This is a genomic window from Nitrospirota bacterium, assembly GCA_020851375.1.
GTDB lineage: Bacteria > Nitrospirota > 9FT-COMBO-42-15 > HDB-SIOI813 > HDB-SIOI813 > RBG-16-43-11.
In genome coordinates this window covers 1-19,636 of the sequence record JADZCV010000042.1, presented here as the reverse complement: position 1 = coordinate 19,636, position 19,636 = coordinate 1, and the positions used below count along the sequence as shown (strand labels likewise).

16 protein-coding genes are annotated in these 19,636 nt (G+C 44.6%); 12 read left to right on the top strand and 4 right to left on the bottom strand.

From position 1 onward, the window contains the following. The first annotated feature begins 125 nt into the window (after positions 1-125). The 10 genes from IT393_08030 (at position 126) to IT393_07985 (ending at position 9,247) form a co-directional block, all read left to right on the top strand. Positions 126-428, top strand: coding sequence for an NUDIX domain-containing protein (locus IT393_08030; GenBank protein MCC7202590.1), 303 nt, complete (start codon positions 126-128; stop codon positions 426-428). Positions 429-629: 201 nt separating this feature from the next. Beyond that, positions 630-1,067: an Rrf2 family transcriptional regulator gene (locus IT393_08025; protein ID MCC7202589.1), complete on the top strand. Its 438-nt coding sequence runs from the start codon at positions 630-632 to the stop codon at positions 1,065-1,067. 165 nt (positions 1,068-1,232) lie between these two features. After that, on the top strand, positions 1,233-2,063 hold the full coding sequence (locus IT393_08020) for a heme-copper oxidase subunit III (GenBank protein MCC7202588.1): 831 nt from the start codon (positions 1,233-1,235) through the stop codon (positions 2,061-2,063). 13 nt (positions 2,064-2,076) lie between these two features. Beyond that, positions 2,077-2,913, top strand: a complete 837-nt coding sequence (locus tag IT393_08015; protein ID MCC7202587.1) for an SCO family protein — start codon at positions 2,077-2,079, stop codon at positions 2,911-2,913. Next, complete coding sequence (coxB, locus tag IT393_08010; protein MCC7202586.1) at positions 2,910-3,644, top strand: cytochrome c oxidase subunit II; 735 nt, start codon at positions 2,910-2,912, stop codon at positions 3,642-3,644. Before IT393_08015 ends, coxB begins: the two co-directional genes overlap by 4 nt. A gap of 2 nt (positions 3,645-3,646) precedes the next feature. Continuing rightward, entirely contained in the window at positions 3,647-5,251 is a 1,605-nt protein-coding gene (locus IT393_08005) for a cbb3-type cytochrome c oxidase subunit I (protein MCC7202585.1), read from the top strand. A 16-nt stretch (positions 5,252-5,267) separates the two neighbouring features. After that, positions 5,268-6,185 carry a heme A synthase gene (locus tag IT393_08000; GenBank protein ID MCC7202584.1) on the top strand — a complete coding sequence of 306 codons (918 nt, stop codon included), beginning with the start codon at positions 5,268-5,270 and terminating at the stop codon, positions 6,183-6,185. Between the two features lie 141 nt (positions 6,186-6,326). Continuing rightward, complete coding sequence (cyoE, locus tag IT393_07995; GenBank protein MCC7202583.1) at positions 6,327-7,226, top strand: protoheme IX farnesyltransferase; 900 nt, start codon at positions 6,327-6,329, stop codon at positions 7,224-7,226. Then, positions 7,223-8,527 carry a cbb3-type cytochrome c oxidase subunit I gene (locus tag IT393_07990; protein MCC7202582.1) on the top strand — a complete coding sequence of 435 codons (1,305 nt, stop codon included), beginning with the start codon at positions 7,223-7,225 and terminating at the stop codon, positions 8,525-8,527. Before cyoE ends, IT393_07990 begins: the two co-directional genes overlap by 4 nt. A 315-nt stretch (positions 8,528-8,842) precedes the next feature. Next, the gene (locus IT393_07985) at positions 8,843-9,247 is read left to right on the top strand and encodes a DUF420 domain-containing protein (GenBank protein MCC7202581.1); all 405 of its coding nucleotides are present in this window, start codon (positions 8,843-8,845) and stop codon (positions 9,245-9,247) included. Here IT393_07985 and IT393_07980 read toward each other — a convergent pair. From IT393_07980 to IT393_07965, 4 genes are all read right to left on the bottom strand, one after another. Next, complete coding sequence (locus IT393_07980) at positions 9,225-9,887, bottom strand: endonuclease III (protein MCC7202580.1); 663 nt, start codon at positions 9,885-9,887, stop codon at positions 9,225-9,227. The genes IT393_07985 and IT393_07980 overlap by 23 nt on opposite strands. Positions 9,888-10,011: 124 nt before the next feature. After that, positions 10,012-10,293 (bottom strand): zinc ribbon domain-containing protein, encoded by a 282-nt coding sequence (locus IT393_07975; protein ID MCC7202579.1) that lies wholly within the window; start codon positions 10,291-10,293, stop codon positions 10,012-10,014. A gap of 18 nt (positions 10,294-10,311) precedes the next feature. After that, positions 10,312-11,271: an acetyl-CoA carboxylase carboxyltransferase subunit alpha gene (locus tag IT393_07970; GenBank protein MCC7202578.1), complete on the bottom strand. Its 960-nt coding sequence runs from the start codon at positions 11,269-11,271 to the stop codon at positions 10,312-10,314. A 23-nt stretch (positions 11,272-11,294) separates the two neighbouring features. Further along, positions 11,295-14,747, bottom strand: a complete 3,453-nt coding sequence (locus IT393_07965) for a DNA polymerase III subunit alpha (GenBank protein MCC7202577.1) — start codon at positions 14,745-14,747, stop codon at positions 11,295-11,297. Between the two features lie 156 nt (positions 14,748-14,903). On the opposite strand from IT393_07965, the gene IT393_07960 reads away from it, so the two are divergent. Together IT393_07960 and IT393_07955 are read left to right on the top strand one after the other, a co-directional pair. Next, a complete protein-coding gene (locus IT393_07960) occupies positions 14,904-19,019 on the top strand; it encodes a hypothetical protein (GenBank protein MCC7202576.1) in 4,116 nt (1,371 codons plus the stop codon). 12 nt (positions 19,020-19,031) lie between these two features. Continuing rightward, positions 19,032-19,636, top strand: a 605-nt coding sequence (locus tag IT393_07955) for a tetratricopeptide repeat protein (protein ID MCC7202575.1), incomplete at its 3' end; no start/stop codon positions are given.

The window sequence follows — 19,636 nt, the reverse complement described above, 5'->3', positions numbered from 1 at the left end:
TTTAACAACCTGCCTGTGGCTCAAAGTGATAAAGATTACAAAGCGCTGTTGCCGCAGTATGCGGATCGTGACATCATCACTAACATGAAATTCTGAGGGGTGCGGTTAACTAACCGCTTACGAATATAGCGAGGACCGCACACAGGGAAGTAAGGGAGGAGACAGGACTTGACGGCAATATAATAAAATTAATAGGCAATATCCATTACTTCTATATAAGCAGGGAGTATGGGGAGGCCAGGCGCATTTTCAAGATAGTATATTTCTTTCTCATGGAATATACAGGTGGAGATGTTTCTAATCATGATAACGAGGTTTATGACTGCAGGTGGTTTCCTGTTGATGAGGCTATCGAATGTGCTGCCTACAAGGACGAGAAGGCCATTATTGTAAAAGCCCGTGATTTAATACGCGGCATTCCTAAATAAGTTATAGAAAGTGAAAAATATAGCGGATAGTTGCATATTAGTTGCCTAAGCAATATCTATCCTCCAGGCCGTATGATTCACTGGTACATTGATTCCTATCGCCGAAAAATCGGTAAAAAAACTTGACAAAGGTTTCGAAATAGGATAAACATAGTCTTGCTTAAACAAGATGAAGTTAGTCTTATTAGGGGGTGCTAATAAATGTTCAGGTTAAGTAAGGCTGCTGAATACTCAATAAGAGGACTCCTGCATCTTGCATTGAATCACCCTGAAGATAAACTGTGCGATATAGAGGAAATAGCAAAGGCTACTGATACTCCCCCGGCCTACCTCGCAAAACTACTGCAACAGCTTGTAAAAAAAGGGTTTGTACATTCATTCAAGGGACAGAAAGGTGGGTTTACTCTTGCGAGACATCCAAAAGATATCAGCCTCCTTGATGTTATAGAGGCAATGGAAGGGCCAATCTTCCTGAATTATTGCCTGATTTATGAGGGTTACTGCGACAGGGATAAGACCTGTCCGGTTCATGATGTGTGGGGAGGGGCACAAAAGGTTTTGGTAGATTACCTTAGTGGATGCTCGTTTGAGCGGCTGGCTGCTGATGCAAAGGAAAAACAGTCAGGAGTTTTTCGCTGATAAATAGAAAGGAGTTTTTTTGTGTGTTATCAAGACCAAAGCGGTCTTAATAGTCTTGTATCCATCTACATGGAAACAGAAAGGAGGAATAAATGATTTTCTTTGTATTCTTAGTCTTGCAATGTTTGGAAAATTTAAAAGTATATAAAAAGGGGGTGAACAGTCATGTCAAGAACATCTGTTGAGCATGAAATTGCATGGGGGGGCGGAACCGGGAGTTCTTCATCCGAATTTGATGCAGTAGAACATGAATCAGAGCACAGCCTCCATTGGGAAACAAGTTACTGGCCGCTTGTCTTAACCATAGGGATTCTATTTCTCCTGCCATTCTCATTTACCCTGTATTTTGTATATGCCAAACCCGTGGCAGCAATGCTTTCATTGGGTATCGGCGCGCCGCTTACAGTTATATCAATTGCCGGCTGGATCAGTGAAGGGGTGGGGCAGAAGGACGAACCAGGCTATGTTATAGGCGCAATGCCATTTTTTATACTTGCAGAGGCCTTTATATTTATAGCCTTTTTTGCAGGTTATTGGCTGGTAAGGCTGATGGCGCCATATTGGCCTCCGGAAGGTACACCTGAGATATCCATTACAATACCCCTGATTATGACGGCAATTCTGGTAGCATCAAGCTTTACTATTCATCATAGTGAGGCACGAATTGAGAAGGGTGACAGGAACGGATTCCTCACATGGCTTGTAGCTACTATAATTCTTGGGGTAGTGTTTATGCTTCTTACTCTAAGTGAGTATTCTCATCTTATGTCAGAAGGGTTTAATTTCAAGACAAACATCTTCAGTACTGCATATTATTCCATTACAGGTTTTCATTTTTCACATGTCCTGGTTGGCGTAGGGATGTTTATATGTATCCTTATTCCTGCTTTGATGGGAAAGATGAGTAAGTCTTTTGTCAAGGCTGCTTCCATGTATTGGCACTTTGTTGACATTATATGGTTTTTCGTTGTGACTCAGATTTATTTCTGGTCATAACACGGGGGTAGTTATGTTAAGACCTGTCTGCTATAGAACAATGTATCTTATGATAACTGCCATCCTGATTGCAGTTGGGGCAAGGTACGTATATGCAAATTACGGAACGGTCGCGGAATCCTCACTGGACCCTTCAGTTATGAAGATCGACGAGGATATGTACCTTGGAGCAAAGCTGGATGGGGAATACAGCTTCATTGATGTCAATGGTTCTGAATTTAAGCTCAAAGATATGCTTGGCAAACCACTTATTTTGGTATTCTCATACTTTTCGTGTGACGGGGCATGCCCTTCAATCAATGTCCATCTGAGAGATTCTCTCCAGGAAATAAAGGGACTTAAGCCTGGTAATGACTATAACGTACTTACAGTGTCGTTTGACAGGAATGATGATTTACATCATCTGCACATGTTTACAGAGATGACAGGCATAAAGGGTGACAGACATAATTTCTGGAAAATGGCTGTTATGAAAAATAAGTATGACATATTGCCATTTACAAAGAGCACAGGTTATAAATTCTTCTGGTCTCCTCCGGATAAGACCTTTCTGCACACTAATGCCTATCTATTCCTTTCACCTGAGCTCAGGATTATACGTTATCTTTACGGATCACCTCTTGACAGCAAAGACGTGGAACTGGCTATCACAGAGGCAGCTTTTAGCAGGAGTACAAAATCTAAGGTAATAGACCTGCTGAAGATGGCCTGCTACAGCTACAACTACAAGGATGGCAAATATACATTGAATTACTCCCTATTTGTAGGTGCAGGATCATTTGTCCTTGGCGGCGGGGCTATTATTATGCCAATTATATTTTACAGAAAGAGAAAGGAGGCACGATCATGATCGGGAAATTTGTAAATGGGGCAGGTCTCTCTCTTATTATGCTTGCGACGGGCTCTCCGGCGTTTGCATATAAAGAGGGGCGTAGTCCCGGTGAGATACCGGATATTCCGGGAGGATGGCAGCATCTCTTCCATGAGTTACTGATAGATATAACAGTAATTGGAGTCATTTTTGCTGCAATAACGATATATTTTTTGATCAAATACAGGAGAAGACAACCTGGACAGGAAGGACGGCCGCCAAAGCTCAGTCCTGCCGCAGCAATCGGCTGGGCAGTAATTCCTGCATTCATATTCATGGCTGATGACCTGTACCTGGCTGCAGAGAGCTGGACGCTTTTTAATGAAATCAGGACGGTGCCGGAGAATGCCTATGAAGTAAAACTTGAGGGTGCCATGTGGAGCTGGAACTTCAAATATCCGGACGGAGTTGAAACTACTAATGAGTTGCGTGTTCCAGCCGGCACTCCCATAGTTGTTCGGATGACAAGCAGGGATGTTATACACAGTTTCTTTATACCGGATTTCAAAGTCAAGGAAGACCTGATGCCTGGCAGGATAACTTATGTATGGTTCTACCCCAAGGATCCTGGTGAATACCTTATCACCTGTGCGGAGTATTGCGGGGTCATTCATTCGAGTATGCGGGGTACCATTATTGCCATGCAAAAGGATGAGTTCAATAAATGGATTGAGGCTGAGAAAAAGGCTTCGATGGAAGGAGGTGCATAATCATGAGCACTGCAGCTATTAGCCCTGATAAGAGTTTCGGACGCACGTTAAAGGAATGGATCTTCACAATTGATCATAAAAGGATAGGTGTGCTTTATTTGATAGGCTCGCTTGCAGCATTCGCAGTTGCAGGCCTGATGGCGATGCTTATAAGAATAGAACTCGGTTCTGTTGGCCCTACGATTACAAACCCAAATACGTATAATACCTGGCTCTACTTTCATGGGGCAGCCATGATACTTGCATTCCAGATACCGGCGCTGACAGGGTTTCTCGCCAACTATCTCGTCCCCTTGATGATAGGAGCAAAGGATATGGCATTTCCAAGGCTTAATGCCCTGAGCCTCTGGCTATTCTGGGCTGGAATAATTGTTGCGCTTCTAACGTTTGTCATACCTGATTCTCCGGATATTATGTGGACTGGCTATCCTCCGTATTCTCTGAGGACAGGAGGTAATACTGCCCTCTATGTGTTTACGGTTCACCTCATGGGTTTCTCGTCCATTGTAGGGGGTATTAATCTAATTACGACGATCATGTATATGCGTGCACCTGGCATGACCTGGCGCAAGCTCAATATTTTTGTATGGAGTACACTCGGCGCATTCATACTGCAGCTGATATTCATCCCTGTATTGGCTGCGGCGGTTACCATGCTGCTCTTTGACAAATATATCGGAACGCATTTCTTTGATCCGTCAGCCGGGGGAGATGTCCTCTTATACCAGAACCTATTCTGGTTCTATTCACATCCTGCAGTCTACGTAATCTTGCTGCCTACCATGGGCATGATCTTTGAGATTACAGCTACATTCGCAAAAAACCGCGTATTTAACTACAAGATGGTTGTTTATGGAGGTATTGGCGGCGTTGTCCTTCTCAGCGGAGAAGTATGGATTCATCACCTCTTTACATCAGGGATGCCTGACTGGATCAGGATGGGGATGATGGTGAGTACGTTGATGATAAGTATCCCCGTCGGCCTTCTTATGATAGGCCTTATAGGCACACTCTACAGAGCAGCGATAGAGTATACGACACCGATGCTGTATGCTGTAGGTTTTATATTTCTGTTCCTTATCGGCGGCCTGACAGGGATACCCAATGCAATGACTGCCATTGATCTGGCTATTCATGATACGCATTTTGTTGTTGGACATTTTCATTATGTCATGGCAGTCTCAACGACATTTGCAATATTCGGCAGTGTCTATTATCTGTTCCCCAAGATGACAGGCAAGATGTACAACGAGACCCTTGGAAAACTTGGTTTTCTTATCTCATTCATAGGGGTAAATATTACCTTCTTCACAATGATGGTTGTGGGTATTAAGGGCATGCCAAGGAGGTATTTTGACTATCAACAGTTCGCACATCTTGAAGGGCTCCACCATATCGTTACTATTGGCGCGTTCATAATTGGAATTGGCGCAGCAGTAGTCCTTATATCCTGGATACATGGACTCGTTGCAGGCAGAAAGGCTGTGGATAATCCGTGGTCGTCGAAATCAGTTGAGTGGATGACAAAGACGCCTCCTCCTCCGGGTAATTTTCATCCAATACCGAGGTTGTCGGAGGATTGGCATCCTTACGGATATGGAAACTAAACAGTTGGGAGGGGTTATGAAAAGAAACATAGATGCAATAAACCCAACGTATCCAATAATTATAACTATAATGTTTCTCTATCTTCTCATGGTTATGGGTGCGTTCGTAACTTCAACTGGTTCGGGACTTGCCTGTCCTGACTGGCCGCTCTGCTACGGCAGTGTAAAACCTCCTTTCAGGATGCACATATGGTTTGAATGGGGCCACAGGCTGCTCGGCGGGGCAACAGGTCTTATGCTTATCCTTTCCACTTTCTTTGTATGGATGAAATACAAGGGTGTTGCCAGGATACTGACTGCAATACTTGTCGGACTCTTATTACTTGGTGTTGCTTTGGGAGGAGTTACTGTCCTGACTGAGGCCCCTTACCTTGACAATATATTCAGGATTGCCATTGTATCATCTCATCTGATCATAGCCACGATAGTGCTGACAGCACTTATATTTACGCTCAGAAAAATTGGCAGCGATCGTAAGATCCCAGAATCAGGGTATACCTTTTTCCTTTTCAGTCTTGTATACCTTCAGGTCATTTTGGGTATACTGGTCAGGTATTCGAAGGCATCCCTTGCATGTCCCGATTTTCCTTTCTGCAGAGGCGAGATAATACCTTATCTGGGCAACGGTCTGGTTGCCCTGCATTTTACACACAGGGTGACAGCCGCCGCTGTCCTTCTGTTTACTATAGTGATGTTTTACAGGGCAATCAGGAGGAAGTCAGACAAAAGAATGGCAGCTATTACGCTAAGCATTGTACTGCTCCAGGCAGCCTTTGGTATATCAGTAGTTTTGTCCGGTATGTTTCTGCCGGTAATAATAATGCATGGTGCAACGGGATTTATACTTCTCGGCTGGCTTGCTTATCAGTCAGCGCCGTTTCTTTTTTCACAGAGTGATAGTCGGTGGGAGATGGAGGTAGAAGGTAGAAGGTAGAAGGAAGATGTAGAAGGTAGAAGGTAGAAGGTAGAAGGTAGAAGGTAGAAGGAAAATCACCTTTAGTCCCCCTTTTTCAAAGGGGTAAATTATTCCCCCCTTTTGTAAAGGGGGGATGGGGGGATTTGATTGGAGGCTGACATGAAAGAATATGCAATCGAAGGAGCACTTCCATCAAGGCACGCAATAAGTGACTACCTTGTTCTTGCAAAGCCGGGCATAGTATCGCTTGTGATGATGTCAACACTGACAGGGCTTTGCATAGCAAGCAGGGGGCTTCCGGATTTGTGGGTGACTGTTTGTGTGATGGCCGGCATTGCACTGGCAACGGCAGGGTCAGCCATACTTAATAACTATATTGACAGGGATATTGATTGTATCATGGAAAGGACCCGCAGCAGGGCTATGGCAGTCGAGGCATTCACACCTCGTAACACCGTCCTTACAGGGATTGGCCTCGTTGCAGGGGCATTGATATTTATGCTATCAACACTCAACAGTATAACTGCCATCCTTACAGGAGTCGCTTCCTTTGGTTATGTGGTGCTCTATACTATTATACTCAAGCGACGGTCATCATTTGCGAATCAGGTTGGGGGGATTGCCGGGGCGCTCCCGCCTGTTATAGGATATGTTGCTGTCACGCAAAAAATAGATTTGACTGCATTGATATTATTTGCGATTTCAGCTGTCTGGCAGCAGCCTCATGCCCTTAGCATAGCATTGAAGTATCGTGATCAGTATGCAGAAGCCGGGATCCCAGTTGTACCTGTGGCAAAGGGTATTGATGCGACAAAGATAAGGATTACCCTGTATACAGCAGTTCTCCTGCCATTGAGCATTGCCCCCTATGTGTTGGGTTTTTCCGGTTTTATTTATTTGTCTGCAGCTGTTTTATCAGGGATAATTTATCTCTTCCTGGCGATCAGATTTATGAGGTCCGGGAGCAGTTGTAATATGTTCTTATTCTTTTATTCCATCATTTATATCGTTTTGATATTTGCAGCAATGATACTGAATATGGGGGGTATTCCAGGATGAATAAATATGCATATAACTGGTTTTATCTTGCGGTCATATCCCTTGGCATAGGCGGAGGATTTGCGTTTCTTGTAGCAATGAGCAGGACCCCGTTTGGATATATATACTTTCCGCCTGACTACATGCACCATGCACTTGTTGGTCACGTAGTTCTCGCAATCCTGCTGTGGCTCCTGTCATTTACTGTGGTCATATGGGAGAGCTGCCTTGGTGACGGAACAGACAGCCGGTTCAAAAACATATCACACAAACTATCACTTGCCGGCCCTCTCTTTGTGACAATATCAGTTCTGACCGGCAATGGAAAGGCCGTAACTAACAATTATGTGCCTACTGTAACAGATCCTCTGTTTTTTGCCGGCCTGATATTCTTTTTCATGGGATTTTCAATGAGTGCAATATTATACCTGAAAAAGGGAATTAAATATTTATATACCAGGGATATTACCTTAAATAGCGTCCTGACTTCTCTGTTTATCAGTATTATTATGATTGTGTCTCTTATATGTTCTATTGTGCTTAACAGGGCAGATGCAGAGCCATTAACGTTCTATGAGCGACTGTACTGGAGTCCGGGTCATATTCAACAGATATTGAACGGCTCACTGCTGATTATCGTATGGTATTCCTTACTGAGAAGGACTGGCTGTGAATTAAGGTCATGGGGATTTCTCAAGTATACAAATATGCTTCTTATTTTATCAGCAGTCTTCATCTTAACGATACAATTCTATTATGACCCTGTAGAAAAAACTGCAAGGGTTGCAGCTGAGTTAACATATGCATTTGGGCTCGGTCTGCCTCTTTTTCTCCATATTGCAAACATTATCAGGAATTTGAAAAGGGGGAGTTATGGGTTGGCATATATGGGACTGCTCATCTCTATGGCAATATACATCTTCGGCATTGCGATAGCATATGGTGGGTTTTCAAATGATCTCAGGGTTCCTGCTCATTATCACGGAGCTGTTACGAGTCTGACGCTGGCGCTGATGGGGTATTCGTATTATCTCGTAAAAGAAATGAATTATCAGGTTTATGGGGAACGCCTGGCAAGGGTTCAACCACTTCTTTACGGCGCCGGAATGTTTCTTTTCATCCTCGGTCTGTTCATTTCAGGAGCCCTGGGCGCACCGCGAAAGACTTATGGCGTTGCATTCACATCAGATCCACTGGTGCTTACTGCGCTTACAATCATGGGAATAGGGACAATACTTGCGGTTACAGGCGGTATGATATTTGTCGCATATATATCAGTAACACTGTTTAAAGGAGGGAGAGGATATGGATTGTCCGGATAAAGCAGAAGACAGAATCAGCAGAAAACATTTTGTTATTTACCTGGCGCTCGGCGTTTTGATATTATTGCTGGTTGATGCCCTTGTCCTGTCGTGGAGACTGTAGGGCTGGGTAGTGCTGACATGACTGCGGCGATTTTTGGATGAACCGTCATGAGCCCTTCGACAAGCTCAGGGTTCACAAGGGGTCATGAAAGACGTAATTCCCGCGAAAGCTGGAATCCAGACTGTTGGGCATGATTCTGGATACCCACTCCCCGCTTAAATCCTGCGGGGACAGGTTCCGTGGGAATGACGGGTAAATAGGAGCATTTTCAGGTGAACCTATATTCACTGTTACTCTATGGCTCTCTGGTTACAATCGGCATCAGCGGGATGTGCATTCTGTCCGGGGTTATTCTTATAAAGTTTCGCCAAAAGGAAAAACATAAATGGGCGATGCTTTCTGCCTCTTTATTTGCACTGATATTTGTTGGTCTGTACGTTGTAAGGACATCCGTTTTTCCTCATGCAAAGTATGCAGGAAATTACAGGGGATTGTATCTTGCAACACTCTGGTCACACACGTTTCTGTCAGTCGTGAACCTGCCTTTGGCTGTAATAGCTGTATATTCAGGGCTCAAAGGAAGGTTTGACAGGCATAAAAAGACAGCCCCGTATACTGCCGGCGTATGGATATATGTTGCCGCTACAGGATGGCTTATCTACCTTTTCCAGCTTTAAGAGGAAAACTGTCGCAATACTTTGTAATGCTGCATTGATTACATAATGGGGATACGGGCCTGCACAGGTTTTGACCGAACGTGACAAGGAGATCATTGTATATCTTCCAGTACCTGCGGGGCAATTTCCTGCGCAGGGCCTCTTCTGATTTATCAGGTGATTTTGTATTTATATAACCCCAGCGGTTGGATATCCTGTGAACGTGCGTGTCCACACAGATACCGTCCTTGTCATATCCAATCGTTACTACGAGGTTTGCAGTTTTTCTGCCGACGCCTTTCAATTTGAGTAGCTCATCAATTGAATCGGGTACAGTTGAATTGTATGACTCTTTCAGGGTCTTGCAGATATCAATGATATTCCTTGCCTTTGTCCTGTAGAAGCCGGCAGGGTAGATGGCCTTTTCGATTTCGCTAACAGATAAGTTAAGCATCATTGCTGGCGTATCAGCCATGGAGAAGAGTCTGCGGCTTGCCTCTGCAGTTGTCGTGTCCCGTGTCCGCAGGCTAAGTATGCAGGATATAAGGACCTTAAATGGATCCCTGGTCTTTTCAGCAACTCTTGTTACTGCCGGTGCTTCCCATTTTGCAACCTCTTTCCGCAGGATACGTATTACATCATGGATGTCGCTGTCTTTCACCTGAAATCCCAAATCAAATCCCCCATCCCCCCTTTACAAAAGGGGGGACCTGATTTCCCAACCTGGTAAAGAGAGGAAGCAATTTCCCCCTTTGAAAAAGGGGGACTAAGGGGGATTTTCACCGCTATACAGTTTTCTTTTTATACCATCTCTTAAGCCTCGGCATATAATCACTTACGATTTCCATTGCCTTTTCCGGTGACATATTACGTTTGGTAGCAGCTATGCCTGTACACTTCTCGATCATTTGTTCAAGAGTCAGGTCTGGCTCAGTAAATTTGCCCAATTGATAACAGAAACGACAATAATCAAGGTTCTTGACGCCGGATGCGGTTGTACCAAAATCCTTTGGATCCTGGATTGGCATGCCGCAGCTCTGGCATTGCGGCCCTACTGTTTTTGCCATTTTAAATCCCTCCTATATTCACTGTTCATTAAATGTACCCATCTTTCTGAATTTCTCATATCGCATAGCTGCGAGCTTGTCGCCCGGAATGGTTTCAATCTCTTTCAATGCCTTGATCACTGCCTCCCTGAGGTTTTCTGCAGCAATAAAGGCATCCCTGTGAGCGCCGCCAAGCGGCTCTTTTATGATGACATCTATAACACCAAGCTTCCTGAGATTTTGTGCAGTGAGTTTGAGCGTCTCGGCAGCTTCCATTGCGCGTGTTCCATCGCCCCAGAGGATTGCTGCGCATCCTTCGGGGGATATGACAGAGTAAATGGCATGTTCCAGCATCATGATGCGGTCTCCCACTCCAAGGGCGAGGGCGCCTCCGCTGCCTCCTTCTCCTATAACTGACACAATAATCGGCACCTTAAGACGGCACATTTCAAACAGGTTTCTTGCAATAGCCTCTGCCTGTCCACGCTCCTCAGCGCCGATACCAGGATATGCGCCGGGTGTATCAATAAATGTTATGATTGGTTTGTGAAACTTTTCTGCAAGCCGCATCAGCCGCAGGGCCTTTCTGTAGCCCTCAGGATTTGGCATGCCGAAATTTCTGTAGATCTTATCCCTTGTACCTGTTCCCTTCTGATGTCCTATCACGACTATAGGCCTTTGGCCAAGATTACCAATGCCTCCGATTATTGCAGGGTCGTCTGCATAGCGCCTGTCACCGTGCAGTTCCAGGAAATCAGAAATAAAGGCATTGATGTAATCAATGGTTGTAGGGCGCGATGGATGTCTGGCAACGAGGGTCTTCTGCCATGGAGTGAGGTTTGAATACAATTTTTCAAGAAGGAGTTGTGAACGTTTTGTCAGTTTCTCAATCTCTGAATGTATGCGCGGGTCATCACCTTTGACATAGCTTTGAAGTTTTTCTATCTTCTCTTCTATCTCAATCAGGGGTTTCTCAAAGTCAAGCAGTTCTCTAAGCATAATGTAAAGACCCGGAAATTGTATCAGTTAAATGATACGGTGTCCTTTCCGAAACGTTTTTCAACCGACTTCAGGAATTCATTTGTAGGGTTGATGTTGAACCCCTGGTCTACAGCAACTACATATTCCTTTTTGCCGGCTATAAGATGCAGGTAGACCGGACACTTGCCGTTATGTGCCATTAAAATATCCTTTAATTTATTTAAATCATCCGGAGTCAGGCCAAGTGAATGGAGTTTGATTTCCACCTGGCTTGTAACCTTTTCTGGTGCCTCTGACAGGTCAAGGATTCTGCTCGATTTCAATTTAACGCCGGAATCGGTCTTGTTTACGCTTCCGGTTACAATTACAGGCCTGTCCTCAGTCAGCATGGCAGAAGATGCACGGTATAGTTCCGGGAATACAATCAGCTCCACGCCCCCTTCCAGGTCTTCCATCCTTACGTAAGCCATCTTATCACCCTTTTTGGTGAGCGTTGTTCGGACATCAGCTATAATACCACAAATAGTGACATCTTTTCCATCCTCTGCCTCTGACAGATCTTTTGTCGAAGTTGATGAGTATCGCCTCATCTTTGATTCGAATTTTGCGAGCGGATGGCCTGTAATATAGAACCCAATAGTGTCTTTCTCATTCTTTAAGAGTACATGTTCGTCCCACTCAGGGATATCCGGAAAAAACTCCGATGTGGTGCCAGGGCCAATTGCATCAAGGGTATCAAATATGCTTACCTGATCCTTGTCCCTCTGACTGGCACTGCCGATTGCCATCGCCTTGTCAAGAACTGCGAACATTTGTGACCTTCTGCCGCCGGTTGTATCAAATGCCCCGCTCTTTATAAGGGATTCTATTGCCCTCTTATTGACTCTCCTTAAATCCACCCTCTTGCAGAAATCAAATATGGAGATAAACCTTCCGCCATCCTGTCTTGTGGCAATTACAGACTCGATTGCAGATTCCCCTATGTTTTTAATCGCAACAAGGCCAAAGCGTATGGCATTCCCGTTGACTGTGAAATCCATGGCACTCTCATTTACATCGGGCGGGAGTATTGATATCCCCATATCCCTGCACTCCCGTATACCGGCTGTAATTTTATCCAACTTGCCCATTTCGCATGTCAGCATTGCTGCCATGTATTCTACAGGGTAGTGTGCCTTAAGATATGCTGTCTGGAAGGTTATAAGTGCATAGGCAGCGCTGTGAGATTTATTAAAACCATAGCCTGCAAAATATTCTATAAGGTCGAATATCCTGGCTGCCTTTTTCTCCGTTGTCCCGTTCTTTTTTGCCCCCCCGACAAATCTTGTCTTCATCTTTGCCATTATCTCGGGGTCCTTCTTGCCCATAGCCCTTCTAAGCAGATCAGCTTCGCCAAGACTGAATCCGGCCAGGACATTTGCAATCTTCATTACCTGTTCCTGATAGACAATAACTCCCTGGGTTTCTTTAAGGATGTCCTTTAATTCCGGGGTTTCATACTTCACCGGGACAAGCCCCCTGCATCTCTTGACATAATCATCAACCATTCCGCTGCCAAGAGGGCCTGGTCTGTAGAGTGCGAGTATTGCTACAAGGTCATCAAAGTGGTCTGGCTTAATCTTTACGAGGATATCTCTCATGCCAGGACTTTCAAGCTGGAATATGCCTGCTGTATTTCCGGAAGAGAGCAGTTCATAAGCAGGTTTGTCATCGAGAGGTACTGAAGCCATATCAAACGCTGCCGTTCCTCCGCGTGACTGGTTTATCAGCTTAGCCGTCCGGTCAATAACAGTAAGTGTTCTCAGGCCTAAAAAATCAAACTTTACAAGACCGACCTTCTCGATATCTTCCATTGAAAACTGTGTAACTACTTCACCCTTTGAGCCGCGTGACAGCGGGACATATTCTGTCAGAGGCTCTTTTGATATGACTATACCTGCAGCATGTGTGGATGCATGTCTTGTGAGGCCTTCAAGTGCGCCCGCATATGAGAGAAGATCTTTCATCCGCATATCAGTATTAATTAAATCCTTTAATTTAGGCTCTGATTTGAGTGCATCTTCAAGTGTTACATTAGGTCCTTCCGGGACCAGTTTTGCAACCTTGTCCACTTCTGCGTAGGGAATGTCAAGGCTCCGTCCCACGTCCCTGATTGCTGCACGCGCAGCCATTGTCCCGAACGTTATTATCTGTGCAACATGGTCGCTGCCATACTTGTCTGAAACATACCTGATTACTTCATCCCTGCCTTCCATACAGAAATCCACGTCAATATCAGGCATGCTAATCCTCTCAGGATTCAGGAATCGTTCAAAAAGAAGGCCATGAGCAAGGGGATTGATGTCTGTTATCTTAAGACTATATGCCACAAGACTTCCTGCGGCAGATCCCCTTCCCGGACCTACAGGAATGGAATGCTCCTTTGCATAATTAATGAAGTCCCAGACTATCAGAAAGTAGCCGGAATAACCCATCGAGTTAATAACCTTCAATTCTTCCTTAAGGCGGGTTTCATATACCACTTTTGAGGCATCTGACAATGCATTTTGTCTGGCCCTGTCCAACAGTCCTTTGTACGCAAGTTCTTCGAGATAATCCTCCCTCGAACAGCCGCCGGGGACTATATACTCAGGCAGGTAGAACTTGCCGAGCTCAAGCTCCACATTGCAGCGCTCGGCAATTATCTTTGTATTTGACAAGGCCTCAGGGATTTCAGAAAATGCCCTGTGCATCTCATCAGGAGATTTCATGTAAAACTCATCTGTTGAAAACCTGAGCCTGTTGGGGCTGTTTACATTTGCTCCTGTCTGGATACATAGAAGGATATCGTGGGCCCTGGAATCTTCTTTTTTAAGATAGTGGCAGTCACCTGTTGCAACTACCTGTACACCAAGTTCTTTTGAAAGCGCAATAAGCTCTTTATTTACCTTAACCTGATCTTCAATCCCATTGTCCTGTATCTCAAAAAAGAAATTATCCCTGCCGACGATTTCAATATATTCTCCGGCGGCCTTCATTGCCTCGCTGGTCTTTCCCTCAAGGATCCTGTATGGTATCTCCCCTTTGAGGCATGAACTTAGCACTATCAGCCCCTCGCTGTGTTTTGCCAGGAGTTCCTTGTCAATCCTTGGCCTGTAGTAAAATCCCTCAAGGTGCGCGCTGCTTACAAGCTTTAACAGATTTTTATATCCTGTCAGATTTGCTGCAAGGAGGATTATGTGGAATGAGGCATTCGTAATGCCATGGGTATCTTTCTTATCGAGGCGGCTTTTGGGCGCAATATACCCTTCAACGCCGATTATAGGCTTAATCCCCTTTTTTACTGCTGTACGGTAGAACTCTATTGCGCCGTACATGTTGCCGTGATCAGTAATGGCCAGGGCAGGCATCCTGTATTTCTCTGCCGTATCAACGATTGCCTCAATCCTGTTTGCCCCGTCAAGAAGGCTGTACTTAGTATGTAAATGAAGATGAACGAAATCAGAGTGGTGCATCTTTGTCCCTAATAAATCGTGTTTATTTAATGTGATAAGTTCGGATAGCTGCGGTAAACGGCCTCAGAACGCAAGGCTTCATATATTTGGTATTTTAGGCTTATTGAGTGTCATTGTCAATTATTGGGTCTGACCTGACCCCGGGATGCTTGCCGATTGAGTCAAAATGATGCAATAATGCGGCATATGAGATTGACTACGGTAAGGGCTACTCTGATCCTTGCGGTCATCACGATAACTTTATCAGCAATTCATGGTTCTCTTGCCGCTGGTTCTGTCTATGACAGGGCACTTCAGGTGTACAGGAATGGTGAATTTACAGAGGCCATCAGGCTTTTAAAGACGCAGCCGTCGTTAAAAGCCGGAGATTATAACCTCCTCGGGTGGGCGAATTTAAGGTCAGGCAATACAGACGAGGCAATCAAACAGTTTAAACAATCAGTATTACTTGCCCCTTCATCTCTTGATTCATATTGCGGGCTTGGTTTTTCTTATCTAAGAAAAGGCAATCTGCAGGAGTCACTTGGTAATTTTGAAAGAGGGACAGCCGGTAACAGCAGGGATATAGACTGCCTTCTTGGAAAGGCTGCTGTCCTGGAACGGCTGGATAATGTTGAAATTGCTTCAGACGTCTACAGGAAGGTGCTTTCCATTGACAGTAATAATGAAACTGCAAAGGGAAAACTTGCCATAGCAGCTAAACTGGTGGTAAATAAGGCAAAAGAGGATATTAAATTCTTTGCCAGAGGGGACTACTTCTGGATACAGTTAAAGGATGAAACAAGGCCGTTCTTTATAAAGGGGGTCAACCTTGGATTTGGATTACCTGGAAAATACCCTACAGAGTTTCCTGAAGATATTAATGCCTACCTTGAATGGTTCAGGCTTATCAAACAGATGAATGCCAATGTCATCCGGACTTATACGATCCTGCCGCCTCAATTCTATAAGGCATTGAGACAATTCAACGATGGCAGAAGGGGTGAGGATAATCTTTTCCTGATGCAGGGGATATGGGTTGAGCTGCCTGAGTCGGATAATTTCAGGGATGCAGTATTTATGGATGAGGTGATTAAAGAGATAAATCATGCAATTGATGCAGTCCATGGCAATGTCTCAATACCCCACAGGTATGGGCACGCACATGGAAAATATACGGATGATGTCTCAAATTATGTAGCCGGCTTTATTTTTGGCAGGGAATGGGAGCCTTATACAGTTCTGGCATACAATAAAAAAGGTGCAGACAGTGATTTTGAGGGTGAGTTTCTTGGTATCTCGAATTCTACTCCAATGGATGCCTGGCTTACAGAGATGCTTGATCATTTAATAAGTTATGAGGCAGGGCAATATAAGACATCAAGACCTGTTGCCTATATGAACTGGCCGCCGCTTGATCCTGTGTTCCATGAATCAGAGGCTACCCTTCGTGAGGAGACAGAGTTCAGGGTAAAGACGGGTGAACAGGTTGGTGGTTTTGATTATTCACATGCATTTGACGAGGATGCAGTTTCCCTGGATGAGAACAGGATAAGTGTTTCACGGAAGTTTAAGTCAGGGATATTCGCTTCTTATCATGTCTATCCATATTATCCTGATTTCCTGCGAAATGATGAGAAATACGGGATGGATTCGAACGTTAAAGGCGCAGGATATTACTATAACTATCTCATGGATTTAAAGTTACGCTACAAAGGCATTCCACTCCTGATTTCAGAATTTGGCGTCCCTACAAGCCGGGGAATTGCAAGATATCAGCCCGATGGCATGCATCATGGAGGTCATAATGAGCATGAACAGGCTGAGATTATGCAAAAAATGTTTAATGCTATCCGCGAGGCTGGCGCAGCCGGAGGCATTGCATTTGAGTGGGCAGACGAATGGTTTAAGTCAAACTGGATGGTTAAAGGGATGGAAGAGGACAGTCGCCTCTGGTACAACGCCCAGGACCCTGAGGAGAGTTACGGGCTGATTGCAATGAGTCCGGTTGGCTGGACGAAGATGACGGACAGGGGGAATGCCTGGGATAAGGCAACTATGCTCTACAGGGATGAGCGCAAGGCTCCTCTTAATGCGCTTAATGATGGTTATGATAGTGCGAGAAATATCAGGCGTGTGTATGCAGATCATGATGCCGGTTATTTTTATATAAGAATTGATACAGACGGGGAGCCTGACTGGAACAAGGTTGCATATTTGATAGCAATAGATACTGTTGGCGATATGGAGGGAGACCATCTGCTTCCCTTTAATACCGGTGTAGAGAGCGAAATTGGATTTGAGTTTGTGGTCCTTCTGCATGGGAAGAACAGCTCAATACTGATAGACAACAAGTATAACAGGATGGAGTTTGACAAGTCTCTTCTAAGATTCCCGGGGCTAAGTGGTTACAGGGAAAACATGGGCTTCAAACCCGTCTCAAACAGGGATGGTATCTTTACAGAAGAGATTACACTTCACAGAAGAAGATTTTCAAGAAGCGGAAAGGTGTTTCCTGAGAAGGTATATAATGCAAGCCTTCTCAGGCAGGGAAGTGCTGATGAAGACAGTCTTTCTGATTTTTACTACAACAGTAAGGGTAAATTTATTGCACTGAGGATCCCCTGGAATCTCCTCTATTTTGTAAATCCTGCTGCAAGGAAAATCATCTATTCAAAGGATGATTACAGGGTCACAGATGGTATTCGACTTCTTGTACTGTCTTACAAACCTGTGGATGCAGGCAATGCTGCTGCAGCCGGGTTAAAAGTCGGCAGTAAGATAACTGATATGGTTCCATCATCAGTGTCTGACATGAAGAATTTTACATGGCATGGATGGGACAGTCCTGAGTACGCAGTAAGGCCGAAAAGGGCTTACTATGCCTTAAAGGAGTCGTATGGAAAGGTTGCAGATCCGGCAATAAAGGTCTGGTCACCTAAGGGATTTGAATTTACCCCTGTTGTAAAAAACCATTATGAGTCGCCGGAAAAGTTTCTCGATTTATACAAGACAGATCAGGATACAGACTCTGATCCATATGGACTTGCGCTTGCATATCTGGTAAGGGGACTTGTTGATAATAACCCATTTTATATTCTTGAGGCGTCATCTCATTTTGCTCAATCCTCGTCCATGGTTCATAGAGGTACAGGCCTGGGGTCAGGGTCAGTTGCAGATGATCAGGTCAGAGAGGCATCACGACTCGGCGTAGCATACACCGAACATATCCTATCCGGCAAGTATGAAACGGAAGGTAATAATAATGATAAGCTTGAGAGGATCAGCATACATAAATATCCTGCCAAAAAAAAGGAATTTGACAAAATAATTATTGGGAGGTCGTCAATCAAAGTAAAGAGGGGGGCAGTGATAGCAACTCAGACGGACAGGGTTACGAGGGACTGGTTGTCAGCGGTCAATTACAGAAGTGCGCCGTGGGATTTTAAGGCAGATGATGCAGTCGCATGGCATGAAGGTCAAAAGATCAGGGAGCTTGCCGGGTATGCACAACCAAAGATTCATCCTGTGTGGGGGACACGGGTAAAAAAATTCGGTGACAGATGGTATGCGCCTGATGCAGATGGAATATTCAGATTTGAAATATCTGATGATAAGGTTTACAGTTATCCAACCAATATCATTATTGATGAAAAGACTGTGGTCATAAATGACACACATGGTATTAGTGCAATAGCATGGGATTCTCTTAATGCCGATCTTGCGATTGGCTGCGGAGATTATGCAGGAAAGGTCGAGGCAGCATACTATCTGGCCCAAAGAGGTGTTGATGTCTACATGCCGACAGACAGGTTCCTGAACACACTCATAGGGACAAGGACTGACGGTGTAATTATTGGTTCTGCGCCAGTAAAGAAGACTGCTGATGGGGCAATAATAGGAGATCAGCCCATAGTTATTGATGTTCATGAGAAGATAGTGGTGTCAAATTCTCATGGTGGATATCCTGTTCAGTATTACGATACCCCGTACCACTATTTTACAGAACTGAGAAAATATTCCGGTAAGGAGATGGATGTGATTCCTGTTGATATTGAGGAATACGGAAAGGCAGCAAAGGTGGTGGATGAGGCCAGAAGGACCGGGGCCAGGCTTATTGGAGTAAGGGTTGCTGTCAGGGATGAACATGATGCAGTGTATAAATGGTTGAGTGAAGATAAAGGAAACAGGGCAGTCCTGTTTCATTCATCTGTCTATCCTGAAGGGTACAAGCTGTTTTTTGAATTTCCGGGGCAGACTACATTTGGAGATATCAACGTTTATTTTGAATAGGGAAGGGTATAAATGACTTATAGATTTACAAGGACGTTGGCCGCCATTTCTTTTGTTCTTGTCTTCACACTTGCAGGCATTAGTTGCTTTGCTGCTGAAAACAGTATTGATGCCGGGATCCTGCAAAAGAAGGAAGGTGATTCTTACGCTGCGAAGGATGATTACAGGGGTGCGGCCGGTCATTATATCCAGGCATTATCACTTGCAAGGGATCAATTCACGATTGAGGAAAGGATCCAAATCTGCAAATACCTGTCATGGGGCGGTGAATTGGATGCTGCTCAAAAGGAGTTGCGGCTGATTATTGCAAAAGACAGAAAGAATCTGCCTGCACGCCTGCATCTTGCACGGGTACTGTCATGGTCAGGGCAGTTAAAGGAGGCGACAAAGATATCTGACAGTATACTGAATGAGTTTCCCGACAATAGAGATGCCAGGCTCATAAAGGCAAATTCATTAAGATGGGGCGGGCAGAATAAGGAAGCCATACAAATCTACAACGAGCTTCTCGGCGGGGAAGAGGATTTTGATGCGCGCCTTGGATTGACATATTCGCTTCTTCAGAGCGGAGATATTAAAGGTGCTAAGGAGAATGTTGAGCTTGTAAAGCCTCAGTA

Bases quoted from the DNA above. Each gene is read 5' to 3' on its own strand.
- IT393_08025 (MCC7202589.1), top strand. From the start codon at position 630: ATGTTCAGGTTAAGTAAGGCTGCTGAATACTCAATAAGAGGACTCCTG.
- IT393_07975 (MCC7202579.1), bottom strand. From the start codon at position 10,293: ATGGCAAAAACAGTAGGGCCGCAATGCCAGAGCTGCGGCATGCCAATC.
- IT393_08000 (MCC7202584.1), top strand. From the start codon at position 5,268: ATGAAAAGAAACATAGATGCAATAAACCCAACGTATCCAATAATTATA.
- coxB (MCC7202586.1), top strand. From the start codon at position 2,910: ATGATCGGGAAATTTGTAAATGGGGCAGGTCTCTCTCTTATTATGCTT.
- IT393_07990 (MCC7202582.1), top strand. From the start codon at position 7,223: ATGAATAAATATGCATATAACTGGTTTTATCTTGCGGTCATATCCCTT.
- IT393_07970 (MCC7202578.1), bottom strand. From the start codon at position 11,271: ATGCTTAGAGAACTGCTTGACTTTGAGAAACCCCTGATTGAGATAGAA.
- cyoE (MCC7202583.1), top strand. From the start codon at position 6,327: ATGAAAGAATATGCAATCGAAGGAGCACTTCCATCAAGGCACGCAATA.
- IT393_08005 (MCC7202585.1), top strand. From the start codon at position 3,647: ATGAGCACTGCAGCTATTAGCCCTGATAAGAGTTTCGGACGCACGTTA.
- IT393_07965 (MCC7202577.1), bottom strand. From the start codon at position 14,747: ATGCACCACTCTGATTTCGTTCATCTTCATTTACATACTAAGTACAGC.
- IT393_08020 (MCC7202588.1), top strand. From the start codon at position 1,233: ATGTCAAGAACATCTGTTGAGCATGAAATTGCATGGGGGGGCGGAACC.
- IT393_08015 (MCC7202587.1), top strand. From the start codon at position 2,077: ATGTTAAGACCTGTCTGCTATAGAACAATGTATCTTATGATAACTGCC.